Source organism: Desulfobacterales bacterium (assembly GCA_030066985.1).
In the GTDB taxonomy this organism is placed as follows: Bacteria; Desulfobacterota; Desulfobacteria; order Desulfobacterales; family JAHEIW01; genus JAHEIW01.
In genome coordinates this window covers 1-18,840 of sequence record JASJAN010000009.1, presented here as the reverse complement: position 1 = coordinate 18,840, position 18,840 = coordinate 1, and the positions used below count along the sequence as shown (strand labels likewise).

Genomic DNA, 18,840 nt, shown 5'->3' with positions numbered 1-18,840 from the left:
ATGGGCTATTTGGGGCGACTGCTGGAAATGGTATAGGAAAGCAATCAATGAAAGATTTGAAATTCATCGTTTATCGTGCCTTGGCGATCGCAACAATAGGCGGTGGGCTGCTGATAATGGCAGCCTGCCAATCCACATCCAGCGACCTGGCGCCCGCAACCGTTGATACCACCAATAAACAAATTTTTGTGATTGGGCACCGAGGAGCTGCCGGACTCGCACCCGAAAATACATTGACGGCCTTTGCCCGGGCCTGTGAGCTTGGCGTTGATGCGGTCGAAATAGATGTGCTTGTGTCTGCTGATGATGAGGTGGTTGTATACCATGATTTCCGGCTAAAGCCGGAACTGACGCGCAAGCCTGATGGCCTGTGGCTGAATTCGGATTTACCTCCGGCCATTAGGGAGCTGCATCTCGCAGATCTTAAGGCCTATGATGTCGGTCGCTTGAAACCCGGCAGTCGCTATTCCCGGCGCTACCCCGAGCAGCAAGCCGCAGATGGTGAACGCATCCCGACCTTGCGCGAGGTCATCGGGCTGCACAAAAAACAATGTGCCCCGACAGCTCAGCTCTGGATAGAAATCAAAACATCTCCTGAAAAACCGGGTCTGACGCCCACACCCGAAGCCGTTAGCGAGAAGGTGGTCTCGATATTGCGTAGCGAAGGAGTTTCAGATCGGGCCCGCATCCTTTCATTTGACTGGCGTAATCTGGCACATGTGCAAAAAATCGCCCCCAACATCCCAACTGTTTATCTTTCCCTTGAAGGAGTGCGCTTAAACAATATCAAGCCCGGCCAACCCGGTGCCTCCCCTTGGATGGCCGGCCTGGATATCGATGACTTTTACGGATCAATTCCGCGCGCGATTCAGGCAGCCGGTGGACGCTATTGGGCCGCATATTACAAACATCTGACAACCGCGAATATTCAAACAGCCCATCAGCTGCGCCTCCAGGTTTTTGTGTGGACACCCGACAACCCGTCGGATATGAAGCGCCTGATTGAAATGGGCGTCGATGGTATTATTACCAATCGCCCCGATCGCTTGAGAGCCGTTCTGGACGCGTTTTCCTCCAATTGATGGTATACCCAAAGAGCCTTGATTGTTTGAGGGGCGGGGCGTTTTGCATTCAATCTATTGCAAGATGCTCAATCGATAAAATCTCTGATCGCTCAGTTTGAGTCACGTCAAGATCATACACTTCTGCGGGTTGAGATACAGAAAAATCTCCTGGCCTTCCTCCTGAGATAGATGATGGGGTGCCTGCACCCGGATCATGGTGTCATTAACGCTTACAAAAAAGAACAAAAAGTTGCCCAAATAGGCCTTGTGAACAATCTTGCCCTTAAACACATTATCTGCAGCCTGCGGCGGTTCCGTCAGCACGTCCACATCCTCTGGTCGTATCGATGCATACACGCTTGCGCCGGGTGCTGCCGTCGTGCTGTCCGGGGTGGTGCACACCATTTTGTCGCTGAATTTAGTTTTTACCGCAACTGCATTCTGGTTCTCCATAATGTCGATGACCTCACCGGACATAAAATTCATGGTGCCGATAAAATCGGCCACAAACCGATTGCTCGGTTTTTGATAGATTTCCTGGGGATTTCCGATCTGTACCACATTACCCGAATCCATGACGGCAATGCGATCCGAGATCACCATGGCTTCCGCCTGGTCATGGGTAACGTAAACGGCCGTGATGCCCATTCGTCGCACCAGACTTTTGATTTCAAATCTCAATTCTTCACGGAGCTTGGCATCCAGATTACTCAGCGGTTCGTCCAACAGCAATACCTTGGGATTGGTCACCAGTGCCCGCGCAAGGGCCACCCGCTGCTGCTGCCCGCCGCTCAGTTGAGCCGGATATCTGTCTTCCAGACCGGCCAACCCCACCAACTCCAACACCTGCTGGGCCTGTTTCCGCATCTCGGGCTTGGGTATCTTCTGAAGTTTTAAACCGTAAACAATATTGCTGAAAACTTTCATATGCGGCCAAACGGCGTAATTTTGGAACACCATGCCAATGCCCCTTTTTGATGACGGCACAAATCCCTGCGAAAGCATCGGTTGGCCATCGATGATGATATCACCTTCCTCCGGTTTTTCCAATCCGGCAATACAGCGCAGGGTGGTGGTTTTACCGCACCCGCTGGGACCCAACAGCGTCAGCATTTCGCCCTTGTCGATGTCAAGCTCAATCCGATTAACGGCCACCACATCCTTAAAACGCTTGAACAGATTCTGGATCTCGATGAATGCCATTCTATTTTTCTCCTAAAAAAGGTTCCGCGTTCTGGGTTCACCGTTCAGGGTTAGCTCTGAACCTCTGAACCTTTGAACCTTTATTGCTCCCCCGACCCCCAGGCCGCTTTGAGAACGCCACCGCCAATTTTTGATATAATCAACAACAGGATAAAGGTGATCACAATCATCAAAAAAGCCATAGCAGCGGCAATACCAAACTCCATGCCACGGTGCCAGTTTAAAAAGATCCCAATGGGCAGGGTTTCCCACCCGCCGCGATACAGGAATATGGCCGTCGAGATCTCCTGAAAGGCCATGATAAAAAACATCACCACGCCGACGAGGACGCCTTTGAGCAACAACGGTAATGATATATTAAAAAACGTTCTGAGCTTGCTGGCACCCGAAACTTCTGAGGCTTCCTCCAGTGAAGTATCCAGTTGCAGGTAAGACGAATGCGCCATTCGCAAAAAATACGGAAGCCGTCGTGCAAACAGGGCCAGGGGCATGATGATCCAATGGGTCGCCAGCGGGATTCCTTTCCAGAAGGCTAACAGATAGCTGACACCGATGGCGATCCCCGGAAACGCCAGCATCAGTGTAATCACAAAATCGAGCGCATCTCTGCCCGGCACACGGGTCCGCACAATCAAATAGGCGGCAGGAAGCCCGAAGGCAATTCCAAAAATCAGAGCGATGCCGCTAAAAACAAAGGAGTTTTTAATCAAACCCGGACTTTCCAGCAGGATGAGTCTGAAATTTTCAAGCGTCCAATAGGTGGGAAAGGCCTCAAACACCCATCTCCGGGAAAAGGCAGCCAGCCCCAAAACGATGGGAATCAGTAAAACGAGGATGGCAATCAAAACCATGTATACATAGGCGCCCGTTTTCATCAATGGACTCGGCTCTATGATTCGGCCTTCAGAGGTGGTCCCTTTGGACAGGCCGGTATACTTTCGGCGCTCAACCCACCAGCGCGCCAGCAAAAAGAGGCTGATGCAAATAACAGCTGAAACAACCACCGCCACAATGCCCATATATTTGCGGTGCACATCGGTAAAGTGATAGGCGATGTTGATATAAGAAACCGAGGGCAAATAGTCCACCTGCCCCAGAATCAGCGGTGTCAACCAGTCGGTAAAGGGCCACAGAAACACGAGCACCGCGCCGGCCATATAGCTGGGCGTGCACAGCGGCAAGGTGATGGTAAAAAAACGCCGCACACCGCTGGCACCTTCAACTTCCGCAGCTTCCTCAAAAGAGGGATCGATATTGGTAAAACCCGCAGAAAGGCCCAAAACGATAAAGGGCAGCATGTGCAAAGCCTGAATGAACACCAATCCGTGGCGCCCGTAAATGAAATTGATGGGCTCATCGATCAGCCCGAAATCCATAAGGAGCAGATTCAGGGTCCCATATTTACCAAAAAAGATAATAAAGGCAAACACCCCGGCAAAAGCCGGTAAGACAATCGGCAAAAGGATCAGGGCGGTGAAAATGGTTTTGCCCCGATGGCGGTAGCGCGCCAGGATATAAGCCAGGGGCACGCCGAACACAGTGGTGGTCACCAGCAGCAGCGTGCTCAGCAACAGGGTATTGCCAAAGGTTTTAAGGTAGTACGTGTCTTTGAAGAATTCGATATAGTTGTTGATGCCCCAACCGCCAGTGGCAGATATTTTAAAACTTTCCACCACCAGATACGACAGCGGGTAAAGCACGAAAAAGGCGATGATCATCCACAGGACTGCTGCCAGAGAGATGTTGCCGCGCGACATCTCACCTCCTTTCCCACCTGCTCAACGGCAAAAGGACAAGCGATGGCCCACCCTGTTCGATCTCCGCCAAGAACGGCAGAGCAACGAATGACAGGGCGGGCCTGTGCATCAAGCTTGGATCATTATGGGTTGCGTCACAAACGATCGCTACTTATGGCGTCTTTGCAGTGCAATAATAATGGCGACCACCGAAACCCCGAGGGCCAATGCCAGCAATAAGAGAATCTTAAATGGTATCTCCGGCTCAGCCGCAGCAGCGGGAGCTGGTGTGGCAGCAGGGGCCGCAGCGGCAACTACAGCTGCGGAGACCGCACGGGCTTCGGTTGCGGCCAGTCTGGCATCCGCGTATGCACCGTCTACCTCGAAGAGCTTGCGGGCTTCCTTAATTTTGGCCTCAGCTTGGGCCACATCTTTTTGCTTGGCCTTGGCCGCCTCAATTTCACCCTCAACTTCCTCGATCAAAAACAGACTGTTTTTGAGCTCGCTCCATTTGCGATAGATTTCCATCTCGTATTTCTTATTGACTTCGTCCCAGCGCTTGGTTGCCAGGTCCAGGTCATATTCGATGAAATCGACCTGCAAGTCCCAAAACGAGTCCACCCCCAGGGCCTTTTTGGCATGGGTGGCCATTTCGACACCTTCTTTTTCCCACTCAGAGAATTTAATATCGGTGCGGGCTGCAAAGTAACGGCCCTCCAGCACGTATTTCTGGCCTTCCATACTAAACAGCCAGTCCAGAAAAATTTTGCCGACCTCCTCGTTGGGCGCTCCCTTGAGCAACGCCACGGCCTCAGGAACCAGGATGGTTTTTTCAGGGAGTAAATCTTTTACCGGAAAACCGTCTTTGCGTGCCGCCATGGCGTTCATTTGCGGCTGCGCAATCCCCATGGGAACTTCACCACGAGCCGTCAATTGGGTAGTATCGGTGCTGCCGGTGGAAAAACGCGACAGCTGCGCGGCCAGCAATCTGAGATAACGCCAGGCCTCCTCTTCTCCAAACGCCTGCAGCAGAATCTCAATGGTTTCATGCATCGTACCGGATGCGTATGGCAGGGTGTGTACGACATTGCCCCGGTAGATGGGGTTGAGTAGATCGTGCCAGGTTTTGGGCGGCGGCAGCCTCAGCTTCTTCAAAACCTTTTCGTTGTATAGGTTGGTGACAATCCAGGGGGCAAAGCAGGTCCAATAATCTTCTGCATCCTTGACCTTCATACCGTGCCAGTCGGCGGGAACCTTATCCCAATCCTTGGGCCGGTACGGGACGATCAGGCCCTCTTGCTTTAACACCTCATGCGCCGGGGCACCGGCACCCAGGAAAATATCGGCATCCGGCTTGCCGGCCCACGCTCTGACCTTGTCCACGCAGACCGGCCATCCGCCCGGTCGAACAAATGTGATCTCCACGTCTTTGCCATAGGTCTTTTTATAGTATTCTTTGAAACCCTTGTTCAGACTGGCGGATAATTCCTTGTAAACCGGGCCGACCCATCCGATTTTGTCCGCCGCCTGTGCCTGCCTTGCAAGCGTCGGTACAAGCAGCACCCCCACAACAAAAACGGTTAAGATGGCTGCAGCCAGAATCTTTTTTCTCATCTTGTCCTCCTTTCTGCGGTTTTGTTGATATGTGTAGAATTCAAAATAGCGCAAGATTCCAATAATCGGAAATTGTTAATTGTGTATGAGCATTGAAAAATCGTTTTGCCTAAACATGTGTTGCTTGGTTGCACGCACTCTTTTATGTGGTTGGAAGCTGAAATTAAAATGGAGGAAATGCTGGGATCAGTAGGTAAATAATGAAAATGCAGGGTCGAGTCAAGAGCCAAATATGAGACCAGCGCCATAAAGAGTGCAAGCAGCAGATGGCGCTTATTTGGCCAGAATTTATATTGATCGGGCAAGAAAATGAGTCGCGGGTGTTGCCGGAGGGAATGCTGACTGTAACATCATGAATTTATTTCAATTTCAAACGGGAAATATCGGTTTTGCCCCTTCTGAATGATTAATTAGGACTTGCGCAATAATTCCAATGAGTTAAATTAGAAATTTATTGCGATGTCGTCCTTTACATAAATGACGGCGTCCTTATTTTAAAAAAATCCAAAAGCAAGTTGAGAGGAACGAGATGGATCAGGCCAATTTTCATATTGTTCATTGTGCGAATTGCGGGGCGGCCAACCGCATCCCGGCCGACAAAACCGGAGCAGCGGCCAAATGCGGTAAATGCCATACGGCCCTGCCGACTGAACAAAAAAAGACCGCGGCGGGCGAATCCACTAAGATGCGCTGCACGGAATGCGGAACCAAAAATAAAGTCCCGGCCGATAAATTGGATGCCGGCGCCAAATGCGGCAAGTGCGGCGCTGCGCTAAAAACTGAAGCGCTGAATGAGCCCCAGCCGGTGATGATTACCGACAGCAATTTTGAGGACAAAGTGATAAAATCGCCACTGCCGGTGCTGCTGTTTGCCTGGGCGCCCTGGTGCCCGACATGCGGGGCCGTCACACCCATCATCGATGAATTTGCAGCCCAGTCCAAAGGAAAGGTTCGGGTGGGTAAAGTCAACATTGACGCCAACCCCGGGCTGGCAAATAATTACAGCATTATGAGTGTGCCTTTTTTGTTTATATTTGATAATGGTCAGATGAAAGAAAGCATGCCCGGCGGGTTGCAGAAGCATGAGCTGATGATGAAACTAGCTCCGTATATCTAAAGAGAAATTACTTTTAACATAAATTTCGTGCTTTAAATTTTTCGTGTTTTCGTGAGTAATAGAAATTTAAATGAAATCGGCAAATAAACATAAGCAGATCGCAGATAAGATCATTGATCTTTTGCAGGATGGGTTGAGGATTAACGCGGATACGCAGCATTATATCGATTCAACCTTCTCACATCCGACCGTCAAAGAACTTGACGTGCTGCTGCAGGATGAGTCCAGCTGCGAAAGCGATTCTTTGATGGCGCTGCTCTTTTACCCGGATGAATCCGTGCAGCTGGAATTGGAAAACCTATTGGAGTACGTTCAGCTTCAAAAAGAGGATGAACGCGCAATCCGGGCGCAGGTCTGCAGCCAACCGTTTCAAGCCCGTTTTCGCTTTGGTGACGAGCGGGGTGCCCTGACATTGGCCGTTACCCCAGCCAATGTCGACGCATTTTTAGAACGCCTCAATCTCACACGGTTGCTGGATCCAAAAATCAGTGCAGCGATTGGGCAGCATGTACAGCCCACTCTTCAAGCCCGCTGCAAAGTCAAACTTCGCAACGCCAAACCGATTAAGTTGGCTGATAAAATCTCGTTTTTGGAATCGTTTTTTGAAAAAATGATACTGGAGGATGATGCATTTTTTGAGTATCTTGATTTTATTCTAAGCTTTCTGGGTGACCTTAATAATGAATCAGATATTTTTAAAACACTGATGACCTATAAGAAAATTTATTTTCATGGCTTGCAAAAAGCGGCTAAACTCGACAAGCAGCTGACAAAACACAATGTGGAAACGCTTTTGCTCAGCGGGACCCGGCTGGCCTTCATGGATAAAGCCGATGCTCGCAAAAAGATCCAGATGATTGATCGAATCAGCCTGGCGGTTTTTGGTAAAACCGACTTTTTTGATTTGATGCCCGCTGACAGCCAGTCGATTCATCTTGAGGGCCCAGGGGATATCGACCGGTTAATCAAGGAATTCAATTAGAGGAAGTGTTATGAAATTGACGATTAAAATTTTCTTGCCCTTTACAATGATCATGCTGGCATTCCTGTTGCTATTACTTTCAGGTGGGCAAATGCATCTTAAAGCCGAAGCCGTCGACAGCAACCTTACGGTAGACCAGATTCTGCAACAGGTCGAAAACAAATACGCCAATTCAAAATTCAGTGCCGATTTCATTCAAAAATCCACCATTAAGGCCATGGACATTACAGATCTGGCCAACGGCAGGGTGTATATCAAATACCCGGGGATGATGCGCTGGGAATACGAAATACCGGATAAACAAATCATTATCACCGATGCGGATAAGTTGTGGATCTATCGACCCGCCGACAATCAGGTCATGACCGGCAAAGCCCCCACCTTTTTTAGCGATGGCAAAGGCGCCAGTTTTCTGTCGGACATTCGTCTGATCCGGCAAAAATTCGATATCTCCCTGGAACAGGCTCCCCCGGAGGAACGAGACCTGTTTTACCATCTAAAACTGATACCGCGTGAGAAAACCCTCGATATCTCTGAAATTCGACTGTTGGTTTCCAGAAAAACCTTTAACGTGCTGCAGGTGATGACACTCAATTTTTATGGTGACGAGACCCGTATCGACCTGCTGAATTTTATTTTCGAAGGCCATCTGGATGATTCGCTGTTCAGCTTTGAAATTCCTAAGGGGGTGGATGTACTCCAGATCGATGAATAAGGTCGGTTAGCCGGTTGGCCAGTTGTGCCGGTTTAGCCCGTCAAAATACATAGAGATCTGATATAATTTCTTCCGGCTAACGGGCTCAACGGGCTCAACTTCTTTTAGGGGTGAGCATTATGAATTGAATCGCAACACAGCCCTCGGACAAAACATGGCGTTTTACAAAGAATTGACGATTTCTTCAGGGATATCTGCGTTGGTATACACCTTCTGGACATCGTCACAGTCATCTAAGGCTTCCATAAGCTTGACCATCTGCTCGGCCTCCTTGCCTTTTAAGTCGGTGGTGGATTGCGGCAGCATGGTTACTTCAGCAACCAGATAAGGAATAGATGCACTGTCAATAGCGGATTTAACGGTCTCAAAATCTTCTGGTGCTGTGATGACCTCAAAGTTACTATCGTCTTCACGAATGTCCTCGGCCCCAGCGTCCAAGGCGGCTTCCATCAAAGCTTCTTCATCCACGGCTTTATTTTCAACTGCGATATAACCCTTTTTATCGAACATCCAGGCCACACATCCGCTCTCACCCATATTGCCGCCGGCTTTGCTGAAGATATGACGGATATCGGCCACAGTTCGATTCTTATTGTCAGTCAGAGATTCAATCAGAACAGCCGCTCCTCCCGGGCCGTAACCTTCATAAATACTTTCTTCATAATTGACACCCTCTAATTCGCCGGTGCCCTTTTTGATGGCGCGCTCGATATTGTCCTTGGGCATGTTTTCGCTTTTAGCGGCCTGAATGGCCGTTCTAAGACGGGGATTGGCGTCCAGATCTCCGCCACCCATACGGGCGGCTACCGTAATTTCTTTGATCAACTTGGTAAAAATTTTTCCCCGTTTGGCATCCGTAGCAGCCTTTTTATGTTTGATGCTTGACCATTTGCTATGACCCGACATAGTTCCTCCTATAATTGACAAGCCAAAGCGCATCGGCACATAATTCAGTGGTGCCTGTGCTTATCCCCAATACCATCAATGCGAGGCGCGCCTGATTTTATCTTCATCTTCATTTTCAATCTTAGTATAGTATCCCCTGTAACCGATACCCAAGACGTAAATTTCCCTGCTTTCCTTGCGACTGCTATGAGGTTTGAAAATCCGATGATTGCGAAATCGTTCCTTAACGGATTCCAAAAATTCATTAAAATCTTCACCTTGGAAAATCTTGCAGACAAATGATCCGCCCGGTTTCAAGGCGAATTCGGTGATGTTCAGAGCAGCCTGACATAACTGAAACGACCGGGTGGCATCCAGCATTTTAGTGCCGGTGGTCGACGGTGCCATATCGCTTAGGATGACATCAAATTCGTTTATCAAATCCTGCTCATCCAGCCATTCCCAATCAATTTCCAAAACATCCATCACAAGGGTTTCGACATGCAAAGGCATTTTATGGGTAACCTCTTGGAGATCGAGTCCCAGCACCTTGCCCTGTTTGCCAATCAATTTGGCCGCATACAGTGACCATGAGCCCGGCGCGCATCCCAAATCGAGAATCCGGTCGCCTTTTTTGATAAGTCTATATTTTTTTTGGATTTCCTTTAATTTGTATACTGATCTGGCAGGATAATCTTCTTCTTTGGCCCGCTGCGAGTAGTCATCACTCCAATTCTGCATGTGTTTTGTTCCTCACTTCCTTGTTTCGATTTGCGGGTTAATTATCGGGAAAACATATTTTTTCAATCAGCCCTTTTTAAAAATTGAGTTGTTCGCCTTTTAAACGTTCATAAATTCTACCACGACGTTCACAAAGAACACGAAGTGAGAAAAATATTACGCTTATCTTCGGGTTCCTTCGTGCTCTTCGTAGAAAAAATCGCATATCAAAAAAGCATTTCCGCTGCTTCAGAAACCGTCTTTATCCCGCTCACTGTGATCCCGTCCATATGCCGTATTCGCTTCATGTTACCGTCCGGCACCAGACAGCGCTTAAATCCCATTTTTTTGGCCTCGGCCACCCGGGTATCGATCTGACCAACGGCTCGGACTTCACCGGTAAGACCCACCTCACCCAGCACCACCGTTGCACCTGAAATCGGTTTGTCCAAAAAGCTGGAAGCAATTGCTGATACAATCGCCATATCCACCGCTGGCTCGACCACCTTGACCCCGCCGGCTACATTCATAAAAATATCATATCCCATCAGATGCATGCCAAGCTGTTTTTCCATGACCGCAGCCAATAAGGCCACTCGATTGGGATCCAGCCCCAAGATGGTACGCCGCGGCGTGCCAAAGCTGGTGCTGCTGGCCAACGCCTGCAGTTCTACCAGTATCGGTCGCGTGCCTTCCAGGCTGGCGGTGACGGCAGATCCCGGCGCATTTGCCGGTCGTTCCGATAAAAAAACCGCCGATGGATTGGCTACCTCGTCCAGGCCCTGATCTCTCATTTCAAAGACACCGATTTCGTTGGTAGAACCAAATCGGTTTTTAACAGCCCGCAGGATGCGAAAAATATGATTGCGGTCCCCTTCAAAATACAAAACCGTATCCACCATATGTTCAAGAAGTTTGGGGCCGGCAATGGCGCCGTCTTTGGTCACATGGCCTACCAAAAAAACGGGAATACCGGTTTTTTTGGCCATTAGCATCAATCGTACCGCTGACTCCCGCACCTGGCTGACACTTCCTGGCGCTGACGTAAGTTCAGCATTGTACATGGTTTGAATCGAATCAATAACCACAACCTGCGGCGGCTCGGACGTTATGTTGGCCAGAATCAAATCCATATCGACCTCGGAAACGACCAGGAGCCCGGGTGACACCGTTCCTAAACGCTGGCTGCGCAAGCGTATCTGCTGCTGAGATTCCTCACCGGATACATACAGCACCTTAAGGCCCTGGTTGGCCAGCCCGTATAGCGCCTGCAGCATCAGGGTTGATTTGCCGATGCCGGGATCGCCACCGACCAAAATCAACGTTCCCGGCACCAAACCGCCGCCCAGGGTACGGTCGAGTTCCTGCATACGGGTCAACAGGCGGTTTTCCTTTTCCAGTTCAATCGAATCGATGGCCACAGGTTCCAGCTGAAGATTTGACCGCGAGCGTTTGACATCGTGCAGGGTCGCGGCTGTAGGGCGTTCCTCTATGATGGAGTCCCAGGTGCCGCAATCCGGACATTTGCCCATCCACTTAGGGGTCTGGTAACCGCAAGTCTGGCAGCAGTAGATGATTTTGGCGCTTTTTTTCACAATAGAAAAATACCACTAATTGTGATATATTTGATGAATCTATTGAACCCGTCTCAAAAATAGGTGATAAGGTCCAAGAGTCCGCCTCCAGCGGATTAGATGCATTTTTGAGATGGGATATAAATAACATGGGATCCCTTTGCAATCAAGCGGTGATATCCGTTGGAAGGGATATAAATTTCATTCTTTGGAGGTTTCAGCGGTGTTTTATAGGATACGAAATGGTTTTATGAGGAACCCAAAATGGATCGTTCTGACAGCCGGTCTGCTGGTCGCCGGCGCTATTTTTCTCACTACTAGCGGGGCGGCCGTCGAAACCCAAACGCAGCCGTTTATGTCCGTTCAAAAGCGATTGATCGCTGATGGCTTTGAGCCGCTGAAAATCAAGCAGCTTTACAGCAGAACACAGGTGTCCTTCGAAGCCGATGGTGTCATCCTGCTGTTTACCTATAAAGAAGCGCAGGTCAATTATGGCCAATTTACCAATAAGTGGTCCATTCGCAAAGCCAATCAATACCTTCAGGAAAATAATGCTGATCTGACGCGTATCGAAAAAGAATACGGAGTGGATAAAAAGGTGATTACCGCGATTTTGCTGGTTGAGACTGGGCTGGGCGCTTCGGTGGGCACCCGCTCAGCCTTAAATACACTTTCCACCATGGCGGCGTTGAAGGACCCGATAGTGCGAAACAAGTTGTGGGATTTGATCCCGGAGTCAAAAAAAATATCACGAAAAAAGTATGAACAAAAAGCCTCCTCAAGATCCAATTGGGCTTATAAAGAGCTCAAAGCCTTTTTAGAATATACCAGTCGGGAGGGATTTGATCCGGTCTCCATTCCGGGCTCGTTTGCCGGTGCAGTGGGCATTGCCCAGTTTATGCCCACCAGCATTTTAGCTTACGGTAAAGACGGTAACGAGGACGGTATGGTCGATATGCTCAACCACGCTGACTCGATGGCCAGCATCGCCAACTTTCTCAAAAGCCACGGCTGGCGTCCCAAGCAAAGCCGCAAAAAAGCCGAAAAAATTATCTATCATTACAACCACAGCAAATACTACGTAAATACCATATTAAAAATTTCCGGCAAATTAAAAGCTTAATAAATTGATGTTGCATGAGAAAATAGCATGAGTCTGAAACTGCTCGGCATATTTTTGGCTCTCTGTATCCCCTTTTTTATTGCCACCGTATGGGCCATCGTCGATGTTGCCCAAAAAGATTTTGGCACCACCGGCAAAAAGGCACAGTGGTGGATCATCGCTTCGGTACCGTTTATCGGATTCATTATTTATTTGATATTCGGATTTCGCAAGGGCAAAAAACAGGCGTCCGGCGTTTGATGGGCCGGCGTCCGTAAATAACGTTTGACAAAATAATACTTATTTTAATATTTTAAGCTAAACTAAGGGTCCCATCGTCTAGTGGTTAGGACGCCGGCCTCTCACGCCGGTAACGGGGGTTCGAATCCCCCTGGGATCACCAAAAATATCAAGAGGTTGCTATTTATTTGCGGCCTCTTTTTTTATTTTTTGGCATCCAGGGTGCGTATAGGGTGCAAGCAGGTGCAAAAAAAATGGCCCTATATTGCCAGTTTATTCTTATCCGAAGTCTTTTTTGGGTCCTTAAAATATGAATCATCCAGTTCGTCAACCTCTGACTTTTTCTTGCCTGGCATCCAATGATAATATATCTTCATTGTAAAGGTTTCTGAAAAGTGCCCAAGCTGGTTTGATACGTCTGCAATGTTGTCATTCTTTGAAATCCTTATAGTGGCATATGTATGACGAAGATCGTGAATTCTTATTTTTCTGAGTTTAGCCATTTTCAGTGCTTTCCAAAACACCCGCTTCCGCCAGTTGTTTAATGCGATAAAGCCGCCTTTTGTATCTGTAAACACATATTTTGGATTATCCCCAAGGCCCAACTTCATACCCTTTGCTTTGGATCTTGTAAGATGTTTCATGAGGGCCTCAGTAAGCTGTAGACTCATGTCAACACGGCGGCTCCTCTTTCCTTTAAGGGTCGTTATTTTTCCCCGTGAAAGCGATCTTTGCAGATTGATAAATCGGCTGTTAAAATCAATGTCCCCCCATTGCAGTCCCAAAGCTTCGCCGATTCGTACACCAGTTCTCGCCAGCAAAAGAAACAATGGGTAGTGCTCTGGGAAGTGCTCATTAACAGCATTTAATAACACTCTTAACTCTTCCCTTGTTAAAGGATCGGGATCACCTTTTTTCTCATTACCTTCTGCTACTTTGCGAGCTTCCACGGCATCGGTTATCTTTTTCATAAACTGCCTACCCAGATTCAGGGCTGCGTTTTCAGAAATCGCCTTATCATCTATCGCGATTCCTAACACACCAGAAATGACATTTTTCATATGGGTTACTGTGCTTGCTGCATAACCAGCATTGACTTTGGTGAAAAGAAAATCCTTTATTTTGCCTTCTGTCACATCATTGGCCTTTATAGTCCCAAATACCGGTAATACGTGTTTATCCAAAATAGCTTAATAATCGCTTGCGGTAGATTCCTTGCATGTGGCTGGTACCGTGTTGTTAATCCAGGAGTCAGCGTAACACTTGAATGAGCGCACTTGCTTATCATCTTTAAATCCAAACTTGCCGAGCTGCAACTTAGCTCGAATCTCACTGGCTACTTTTTCAGCAGCTTGCTTATCACCCACCTTTCTCGAAGTCCTTTTTCCGTTATGTGATATGAATACCCACCAAGGCTTTCCCCTGCCTTTGGTCTTTTGTCTAACTGTTACGCCCATGATCCCCCCCTTTTTTATCCTGTAATTATTACAATATCATCAATAATTATTAATCTTGATTTGTAAGTATCTAACCATGTATCGATGGTTATCGATTCATCATACTCATTTTTCCACTCTGCTGGTGGTACTAAATCCTCTGATTCAAAGTGATCAATCCATTCTGGCTCGACAAATATCTGATCGTTGGTTTTTATTTCATAAAAAAATCTGTTTAAGTCGTATCTTACTTTTCTTAACCAAACCGTTTTCCCAAGATATGGAAGAACAAGCTCGTTCGGTGATGGTATCCATAGTCGATCTTTCGGCGGATTACCCCAATATTTTGCATCAGGACACACCTTTTCCATCTGTTTCTGAGTTTTGATTTTTGCCTTGATATATTTATAGTTTTTGCTCATAGACTTTGTCTCCATATCTGCCTAAATAAAAAACCCAGCCGCTAAATGCAGCAGGGTTTCTTGGCATTTTAGCAACGTTGTTTTTATGGTGGGCGTGCAAGCAGCCTCAAATCTACCCACTTGATCTAATCTTCAATTTTTATACGCTCAGATGGCGGAGATCTTGTTTTAAAACAAAAAAACCTCCCGAAGGGAGGCTTAAACTTTACGTTTCTCATGTCGCCTCATGGATCCCATACGGGCTGGCATTGGCACCTTATCGTAGACAGGTTGCCGGGCGATCAATGGGCCAGATCCCTCACGCCGCTCATCATGATTTTATAATAAAAATTATATCAAAGAATCATGTATTTGTCAATTGACTCATCTATATAAATAGTTGTATATATTTGACATATTGATTGGTTATATGGTTTTCAACCCGCTTTTATTACCTTTAAGTCTGCAAGTTAAAGCTTTCATATAGAAATCTTCAATTTCTCTAATTTTCGGATAGAGGCACGAAATCTAAAATTTTGTCCTTTGCAAAATAGTGAAGATTTGCTTATGCAATATACAGAAGAATGTTTCGCAAACTATGGCAATTACTTTACGTATCGGATTCAAGTCCTGATTTTAGTAACAACATTTGCATTAATAAATTCAACTCTTAATTTATCGGAACAGTACATAAATTTTGGGTAAATAGGCAAAATCAAAAAGCTAATCATCGAACTGGATTAAAAAGAGTGACTGAAGAAAAAAGTGAACCAGCAAAAAACCCGTCTAAGAAATTCCGGTTGAGTTCATCCGGAAAAATTTATCTTGGCCTCTTTCTTGGCGCAGCATGCGGTCTTTTTTTCGGCGAAATGGTGAGCTGGCTTCAGGTTGTCGGCGATATTTTCATCAAACTCCTACAGATCACGGTGATCCCCTACATTTCATTGTCCTTGATTACGGGGATCGGTGGATTGAATTACAAGGAAGTCATGGCGCACGCCGTCAAAGGCGGAGGTATCTTCCTTTTAATTTCGGCCATCACCCTTGTCATCGTCATGCTGATACCGCTTTCCTTTCCTGAATGGCCCTCGGCTTCGTTTTTCAGCACCCAACAGGTTGAAGAGCCGCCAACGATAGACTTCCTGCGGCTGTTTATCCCGTCTAACCCCTTTCATGCTTATGCTTTTGCCCTTGTACCGGCGATTGTAGTTTTCAGTATCCTGGCCGGCATCGCTCTCATCGGAATCCCTAATAACGCAGCCCTGCTTGAACCGCTCAAGGTGTTCCATACGGCAATGATGAAAATCACAGGTATCGTTGGCAAGCTGGCACCTATAGGGGTATTCGCACTCATTGCCAGTGCCGCCGGAACGTTCGTAATCGAAGACCTGACGCGTTTGCAGGTTTACATTATCGTTTATGCTCTGATTGCGCTGGTTCTCAGCCTGCTGATCCTGCCGGGCATCATCACGGTCTTTACACCGTTTAAATATAAACACATCCGCAAAGCGCTACGCACCCCTATGATCACAGCCTTTGCCACGGGCAGTTCGCTCATTGTTCTGCCAATGCTGATCCAACAGTGCAAGCAGCTCATCGCCGATTATTCACTCCGGGCGGTCTTGGACCAGGACGAAGCCGACGCTTCGGTCGAAGTCCTAATCCCATCCTTCTACACCTTTCCGAGCCCTGCAGGGTTGCTCTCAATCGCATTCGTCCTTTTCGCCGGGTGGTATATCGGATCGGATGTTTCAGTGGCTGACTATCCTCTCTTAGTCCTGGTTGGTGTTCCCAGCCTGTTTGGCGGCACCCTATTGACGATTCCGTCTCTTTTGGATCTATTAAGGCTCCCAAATGATTTATTCCAGGTATTTGTATCGATCGATGTGATTATCGTGCGCTTCGGGACATTAATAGCGGCTATGCACTACGCCACTATCGCACTGATCGGGACCATGGCCTTGGTCGGCCATATTCGGCTGCGTTGGTTTCGTCTGCTAAGGGTCGCCTTCATCGGTACAGCCCTGATCGTGCCGATTCTATTTGGAGTGCGCACATTCTACAGTACCGTGGTCGTTGCTCCCTATACGATGGCGGACATGCTGAAAAGCCTGAATTTCCTCGGCACCCCGCAGCCAGCCAAGCTTTACGCGGAAGTGCCGGAAGAACTCATGCTTGCCGGCGAAGAACCGGCCAGCCTTGCGCAGATCGAGAACCGCGGTGTCTTGCGAGTTTGCTACCAACCCGACGAGTATCCTTCGGCATTCGTCAACAACACGGACCCTATGCAACTTGTCGGTTTTGATGTCGAGATGGCACACGGATTTGCCGAAATGCTACAGTTGCCGTTAGAGTTCCTGCCAGCAGAAACGGAAGGCGCTGCGATAACGCTCCTCAATCGCGGTGTCTGCGATGTCTACATGCGCACCCTGCCGGTCAATCCGCGCCGATCCCAGGAATTTGGGTTGACGTCACCCGTCTACCGGTCTTCGCTGGGACTGATCGTGCGGGATTATCGGCGCCACGAATTCTATAGATGGGAAGATTTCAACAAACATGGTGATTCACTTCGACTGGGCGTTGAAGATACGCCGGGATACGTGGAGCGCCTCAGCCTATTTACCGGCGCCACCATCGTTCCGATCCAAGATATGGAACAGAAGTTAAGGTTGCTCGAATCCGGTGCGGAGGACATCGATGCGATAGCCGACATGGCCGAGGAAGGTGCAGCGCTGACCATCCTCTACCCCAACTTTAGTACTGTGGTCCCAAGGCCACCCGTCTTTTTGCCTGTGTCGTATGCTGTAGCCCGTGGCAACAGTGATTTGTTGCTTGCCCTCAACAGCTGGCTTCTAATGAAAAAGGAGGAGGGCGTCATTGAAGCACTTTACAGGCACTGGATGTTGGGAGGGGCGGCAAAAGCAGAAAAATTACCGCGCTGGTCAGTGATCCGGAACGCACTGGGTTGGGTGGAATAGACAGCCACGGCTTGTTTCACGAGTTTGCATTAACCAATTTTGTCCACGGTATTGTCCATTCGACCCTTTTTCTTGCGTACATCGTCATGGTGTTTGATTAGTCCCGTATGAGTCAAGAAATCGCCAAGGCTGTAGGTCAATATTTGAAATGCACCTATTTCCATTTTTACGAATTATCCATGACTTTGAATAAGGATATATGCTATAGGTGGCGATTTCCAGATCCTTATAATCACTTGTTCGTCTGTATAAAGAGGTATCAATGAATGATCTTATCGCAACATTCATCTTCTTTTTTGCTGTGATCGACCCTATTGGAACGGTTCCGGTGTTTATTGCCGTCACCAGCCGATATGAAGATAAAATCAAAAGACAAATTGCAGTTAAAGCGACACTTATATCTGCGATTGTGCTCTTATTTTTCGTTATCGGAGGAGAGATTGTCCTCACGGCCATAGACATACCGCTTTCCGCGTTCCAGATAGCCGGGGGAATCGTACTATTCCTGTTTGCACTCACCATGATTTTTGGAGAAAGCAAACCAGAAGAAGAAGTCAAGATGATTAAAAGCGGAAAAGAAACGGCAATCTTTCCACTCGCTGTTCCTTCTATTGCAAGTCCGGGCGCGATGCTGGCGGCTGTATTGCTGACCGAAAATAATCGGTACAACCTTTTAGAACAGGCGCAAACCACCGTGATTATGCTCTCTGTGTTACTGGTCGTGTTGGTTTTTATGCTCGCAGCGAGTTGGGTTCATCGCTTAATTGGAAACAGTGGGGCGAGCATTATCAGCCGAGTAATGGGGTTGATCCTTGCATCCGTCGCAGTCACAAGCGTTTTGGCTGGAATTAAAGAATATTTTGCACTTTGAAAACTTCTGTGGACAACTTTCTTTGTCTAAAATAATTACAGCACATGTTATTTGTTGATACCAACAAAGTACAAGTATCAAAAGGCCAAAATTTCTGCGATATTCAATTTAAATCAGGTGTGACAATCTTCTAATCCAGTTTCTTCCCAAATTATATATTAATTAGACTGCGAAACCCACACTTTGCCTGAATTGTGGATTG

At 47.7% G+C, this 18,840-nt stretch carries 17 protein-coding genes, 1 tRNA gene and 1 riboswitch; of the genes, 9 read left to right on the top strand and 9 right to left on the bottom strand.

Going from position 1 to position 18,840, the window contains the following annotated elements; translation table 11 throughout:
• The first annotated feature begins 47 nt into the window (after positions 1-47).
• The gene (locus QNJ26_06595) at positions 48-1,082 is read left to right on the top strand and encodes a glycerophosphodiester phosphodiesterase (GenBank protein MDJ0985194.1); all 1,035 of its coding nucleotides are present in this window, start codon (positions 48-50) and stop codon (positions 1,080-1,082) included.
• Positions 1,083-1,184: 102 nt separating this feature from the next.
• Here the strand turns inward: QNJ26_06595 and QNJ26_06590 are convergent, their stop codons facing one another.
• The 3 genes from QNJ26_06590 to QNJ26_06580 form a co-directional block, all read right to left on the bottom strand.
• Positions 1,185-2,267 (bottom strand): ABC transporter ATP-binding protein, encoded by a 1,083-nt coding sequence (locus QNJ26_06590; protein MDJ0985193.1) that lies wholly within the window; start codon positions 2,265-2,267, stop codon positions 1,185-1,187.
• 80 nt (positions 2,268-2,347) lie between these two features.
• On the bottom strand, positions 2,348-4,024 hold the full coding sequence (locus QNJ26_06585; protein ID MDJ0985192.1) for an iron ABC transporter permease: 1,677 nt from the start codon (positions 4,022-4,024) through the stop codon (positions 2,348-2,350).
• Between the two features lie 147 nt (positions 4,025-4,171).
• Positions 4,172-5,617, bottom strand: a complete 1,446-nt coding sequence (locus QNJ26_06580) for an extracellular solute-binding protein (GenBank protein ID MDJ0985191.1) — start codon at positions 5,615-5,617, stop codon at positions 4,172-4,174.
• A 529-nt stretch (positions 5,618-6,146) separates the two neighbouring features.
• Here QNJ26_06580 and QNJ26_06575 point away from each other — a divergent pair.
• The 3 genes from QNJ26_06575 to QNJ26_06565 all read left to right on the top strand — a co-directional run bounded on the left by QNJ26_06575 (position 6,147) and on the right by QNJ26_06565 (position 8,431).
• Complete coding sequence (locus QNJ26_06575; protein MDJ0985190.1) at positions 6,147-6,734, top strand: thioredoxin domain-containing protein; 588 nt, start codon at positions 6,147-6,149, stop codon at positions 6,732-6,734.
• 70 nt (positions 6,735-6,804) lie between these two features.
• Positions 6,805-7,716, top strand: coding sequence for a hypothetical protein (locus tag QNJ26_06570; GenBank protein ID MDJ0985189.1), 912 nt, complete (start codon positions 6,805-6,807; stop codon positions 7,714-7,716).
• A gap of 10 nt (positions 7,717-7,726) precedes the next feature.
• Positions 7,727-8,431, top strand: coding sequence for an outer membrane lipoprotein carrier protein LolA (locus QNJ26_06565; GenBank protein ID MDJ0985188.1), 705 nt, complete (start codon positions 7,727-7,729; stop codon positions 8,429-8,431).
• Between the two features lie 162 nt (positions 8,432-8,593).
• Here the strand turns inward: QNJ26_06565 and QNJ26_06560 are convergent, their stop codons facing one another.
• From QNJ26_06560 to radA, 3 genes are all read right to left on the bottom strand, one after another.
• Positions 8,594-9,337 carry a YebC/PmpR family DNA-binding transcriptional regulator gene (locus QNJ26_06560; protein ID MDJ0985187.1) on the bottom strand — a complete coding sequence of 248 codons (744 nt, stop codon included), beginning with the start codon at positions 9,335-9,337 and terminating at the stop codon, positions 8,594-8,596.
• Between the two features lie 75 nt (positions 9,338-9,412).
• Complete coding sequence (locus tag QNJ26_06555) at positions 9,413-10,057, bottom strand: RlmE family RNA methyltransferase (protein MDJ0985186.1); 645 nt, start codon at positions 10,055-10,057, stop codon at positions 9,413-9,415.
• A gap of 206 nt (positions 10,058-10,263) precedes the next feature.
• Positions 10,264-11,631, bottom strand: coding sequence for a DNA repair protein RadA (gene radA / locus QNJ26_06550; protein MDJ0985185.1), 1,368 nt, complete (start codon positions 11,629-11,631; stop codon positions 10,264-10,266).
• Between the two features lie 229 nt (positions 11,632-11,860).
• Between radA and QNJ26_06545 the strand changes: the two genes are divergently transcribed.
• From QNJ26_06545 to QNJ26_06535, 3 genes are all read left to right on the top strand, one after another.
• On the top strand, positions 11,861-12,733 hold the full coding sequence (locus QNJ26_06545) for a lytic murein transglycosylase (GenBank protein ID MDJ0985184.1): 873 nt from the start codon (positions 11,861-11,863) through the stop codon (positions 12,731-12,733).
• 27 nt (positions 12,734-12,760) lie between these two features.
• Positions 12,761-12,973 carry a PLDc N-terminal domain-containing protein gene (locus tag QNJ26_06540; GenBank protein ID MDJ0985183.1) on the top strand — a complete coding sequence of 71 codons (213 nt, stop codon included), beginning with the start codon at positions 12,761-12,763 and terminating at the stop codon, positions 12,971-12,973.
• A 67-nt stretch (positions 12,974-13,040) separates the two neighbouring features.
• Positions 13,041-13,115 (top strand) — tRNA-Glu (locus QNJ26_06535).
• A gap of 97 nt (positions 13,116-13,212) precedes the next feature.
• Here QNJ26_06535 and QNJ26_06530 read toward each other — a convergent pair.
• The 3 genes from QNJ26_06530 to QNJ26_06520 are packed head-to-tail and all read right to left on the bottom strand — an operon-like array spanning position 13,213 to position 14,810.
• Complete coding sequence (locus tag QNJ26_06530; GenBank protein MDJ0985182.1) at positions 13,213-14,136, bottom strand: site-specific integrase; 924 nt, start codon at positions 14,134-14,136, stop codon at positions 13,213-13,215.
• Between the two features lie 6 nt (positions 14,137-14,142).
• On the bottom strand, positions 14,143-14,409 hold the full coding sequence (locus QNJ26_06525; GenBank protein ID MDJ0985181.1) for a hypothetical protein: 267 nt from the start codon (positions 14,407-14,409) through the stop codon (positions 14,143-14,145).
• A 14-nt stretch (positions 14,410-14,423) separates the two neighbouring features.
• Positions 14,424-14,810, bottom strand: a complete 387-nt coding sequence (locus QNJ26_06520) for a hypothetical protein (protein MDJ0985180.1) — start codon at positions 14,808-14,810, stop codon at positions 14,424-14,426.
• Positions 14,811-15,031: 221 nt separating this feature from the next.
• Positions 15,032-15,129, bottom strand: a riboswitch (SAM riboswitch).
• 409 nt (positions 15,130-15,538) lie between these two features.
• On the opposite strand from QNJ26_06520, the gene QNJ26_06515 reads away from it, so the two are divergent.
• A complete protein-coding gene (locus QNJ26_06515) occupies positions 15,539-17,767 on the top strand; it encodes a cation:dicarboxylase symporter family transporter (protein ID MDJ0985179.1) in 2,229 nt (742 codons plus the stop codon).
• Between the two features lie 262 nt (positions 17,768-18,029).
• On the top strand, positions 18,030-18,638 hold the full coding sequence (locus QNJ26_06510) for a MarC family protein (GenBank protein MDJ0985178.1): 609 nt from the start codon (positions 18,030-18,032) through the stop codon (positions 18,636-18,638).
• The last annotated feature ends 202 nt before the right edge of the window (positions 18,639-18,840 follow it).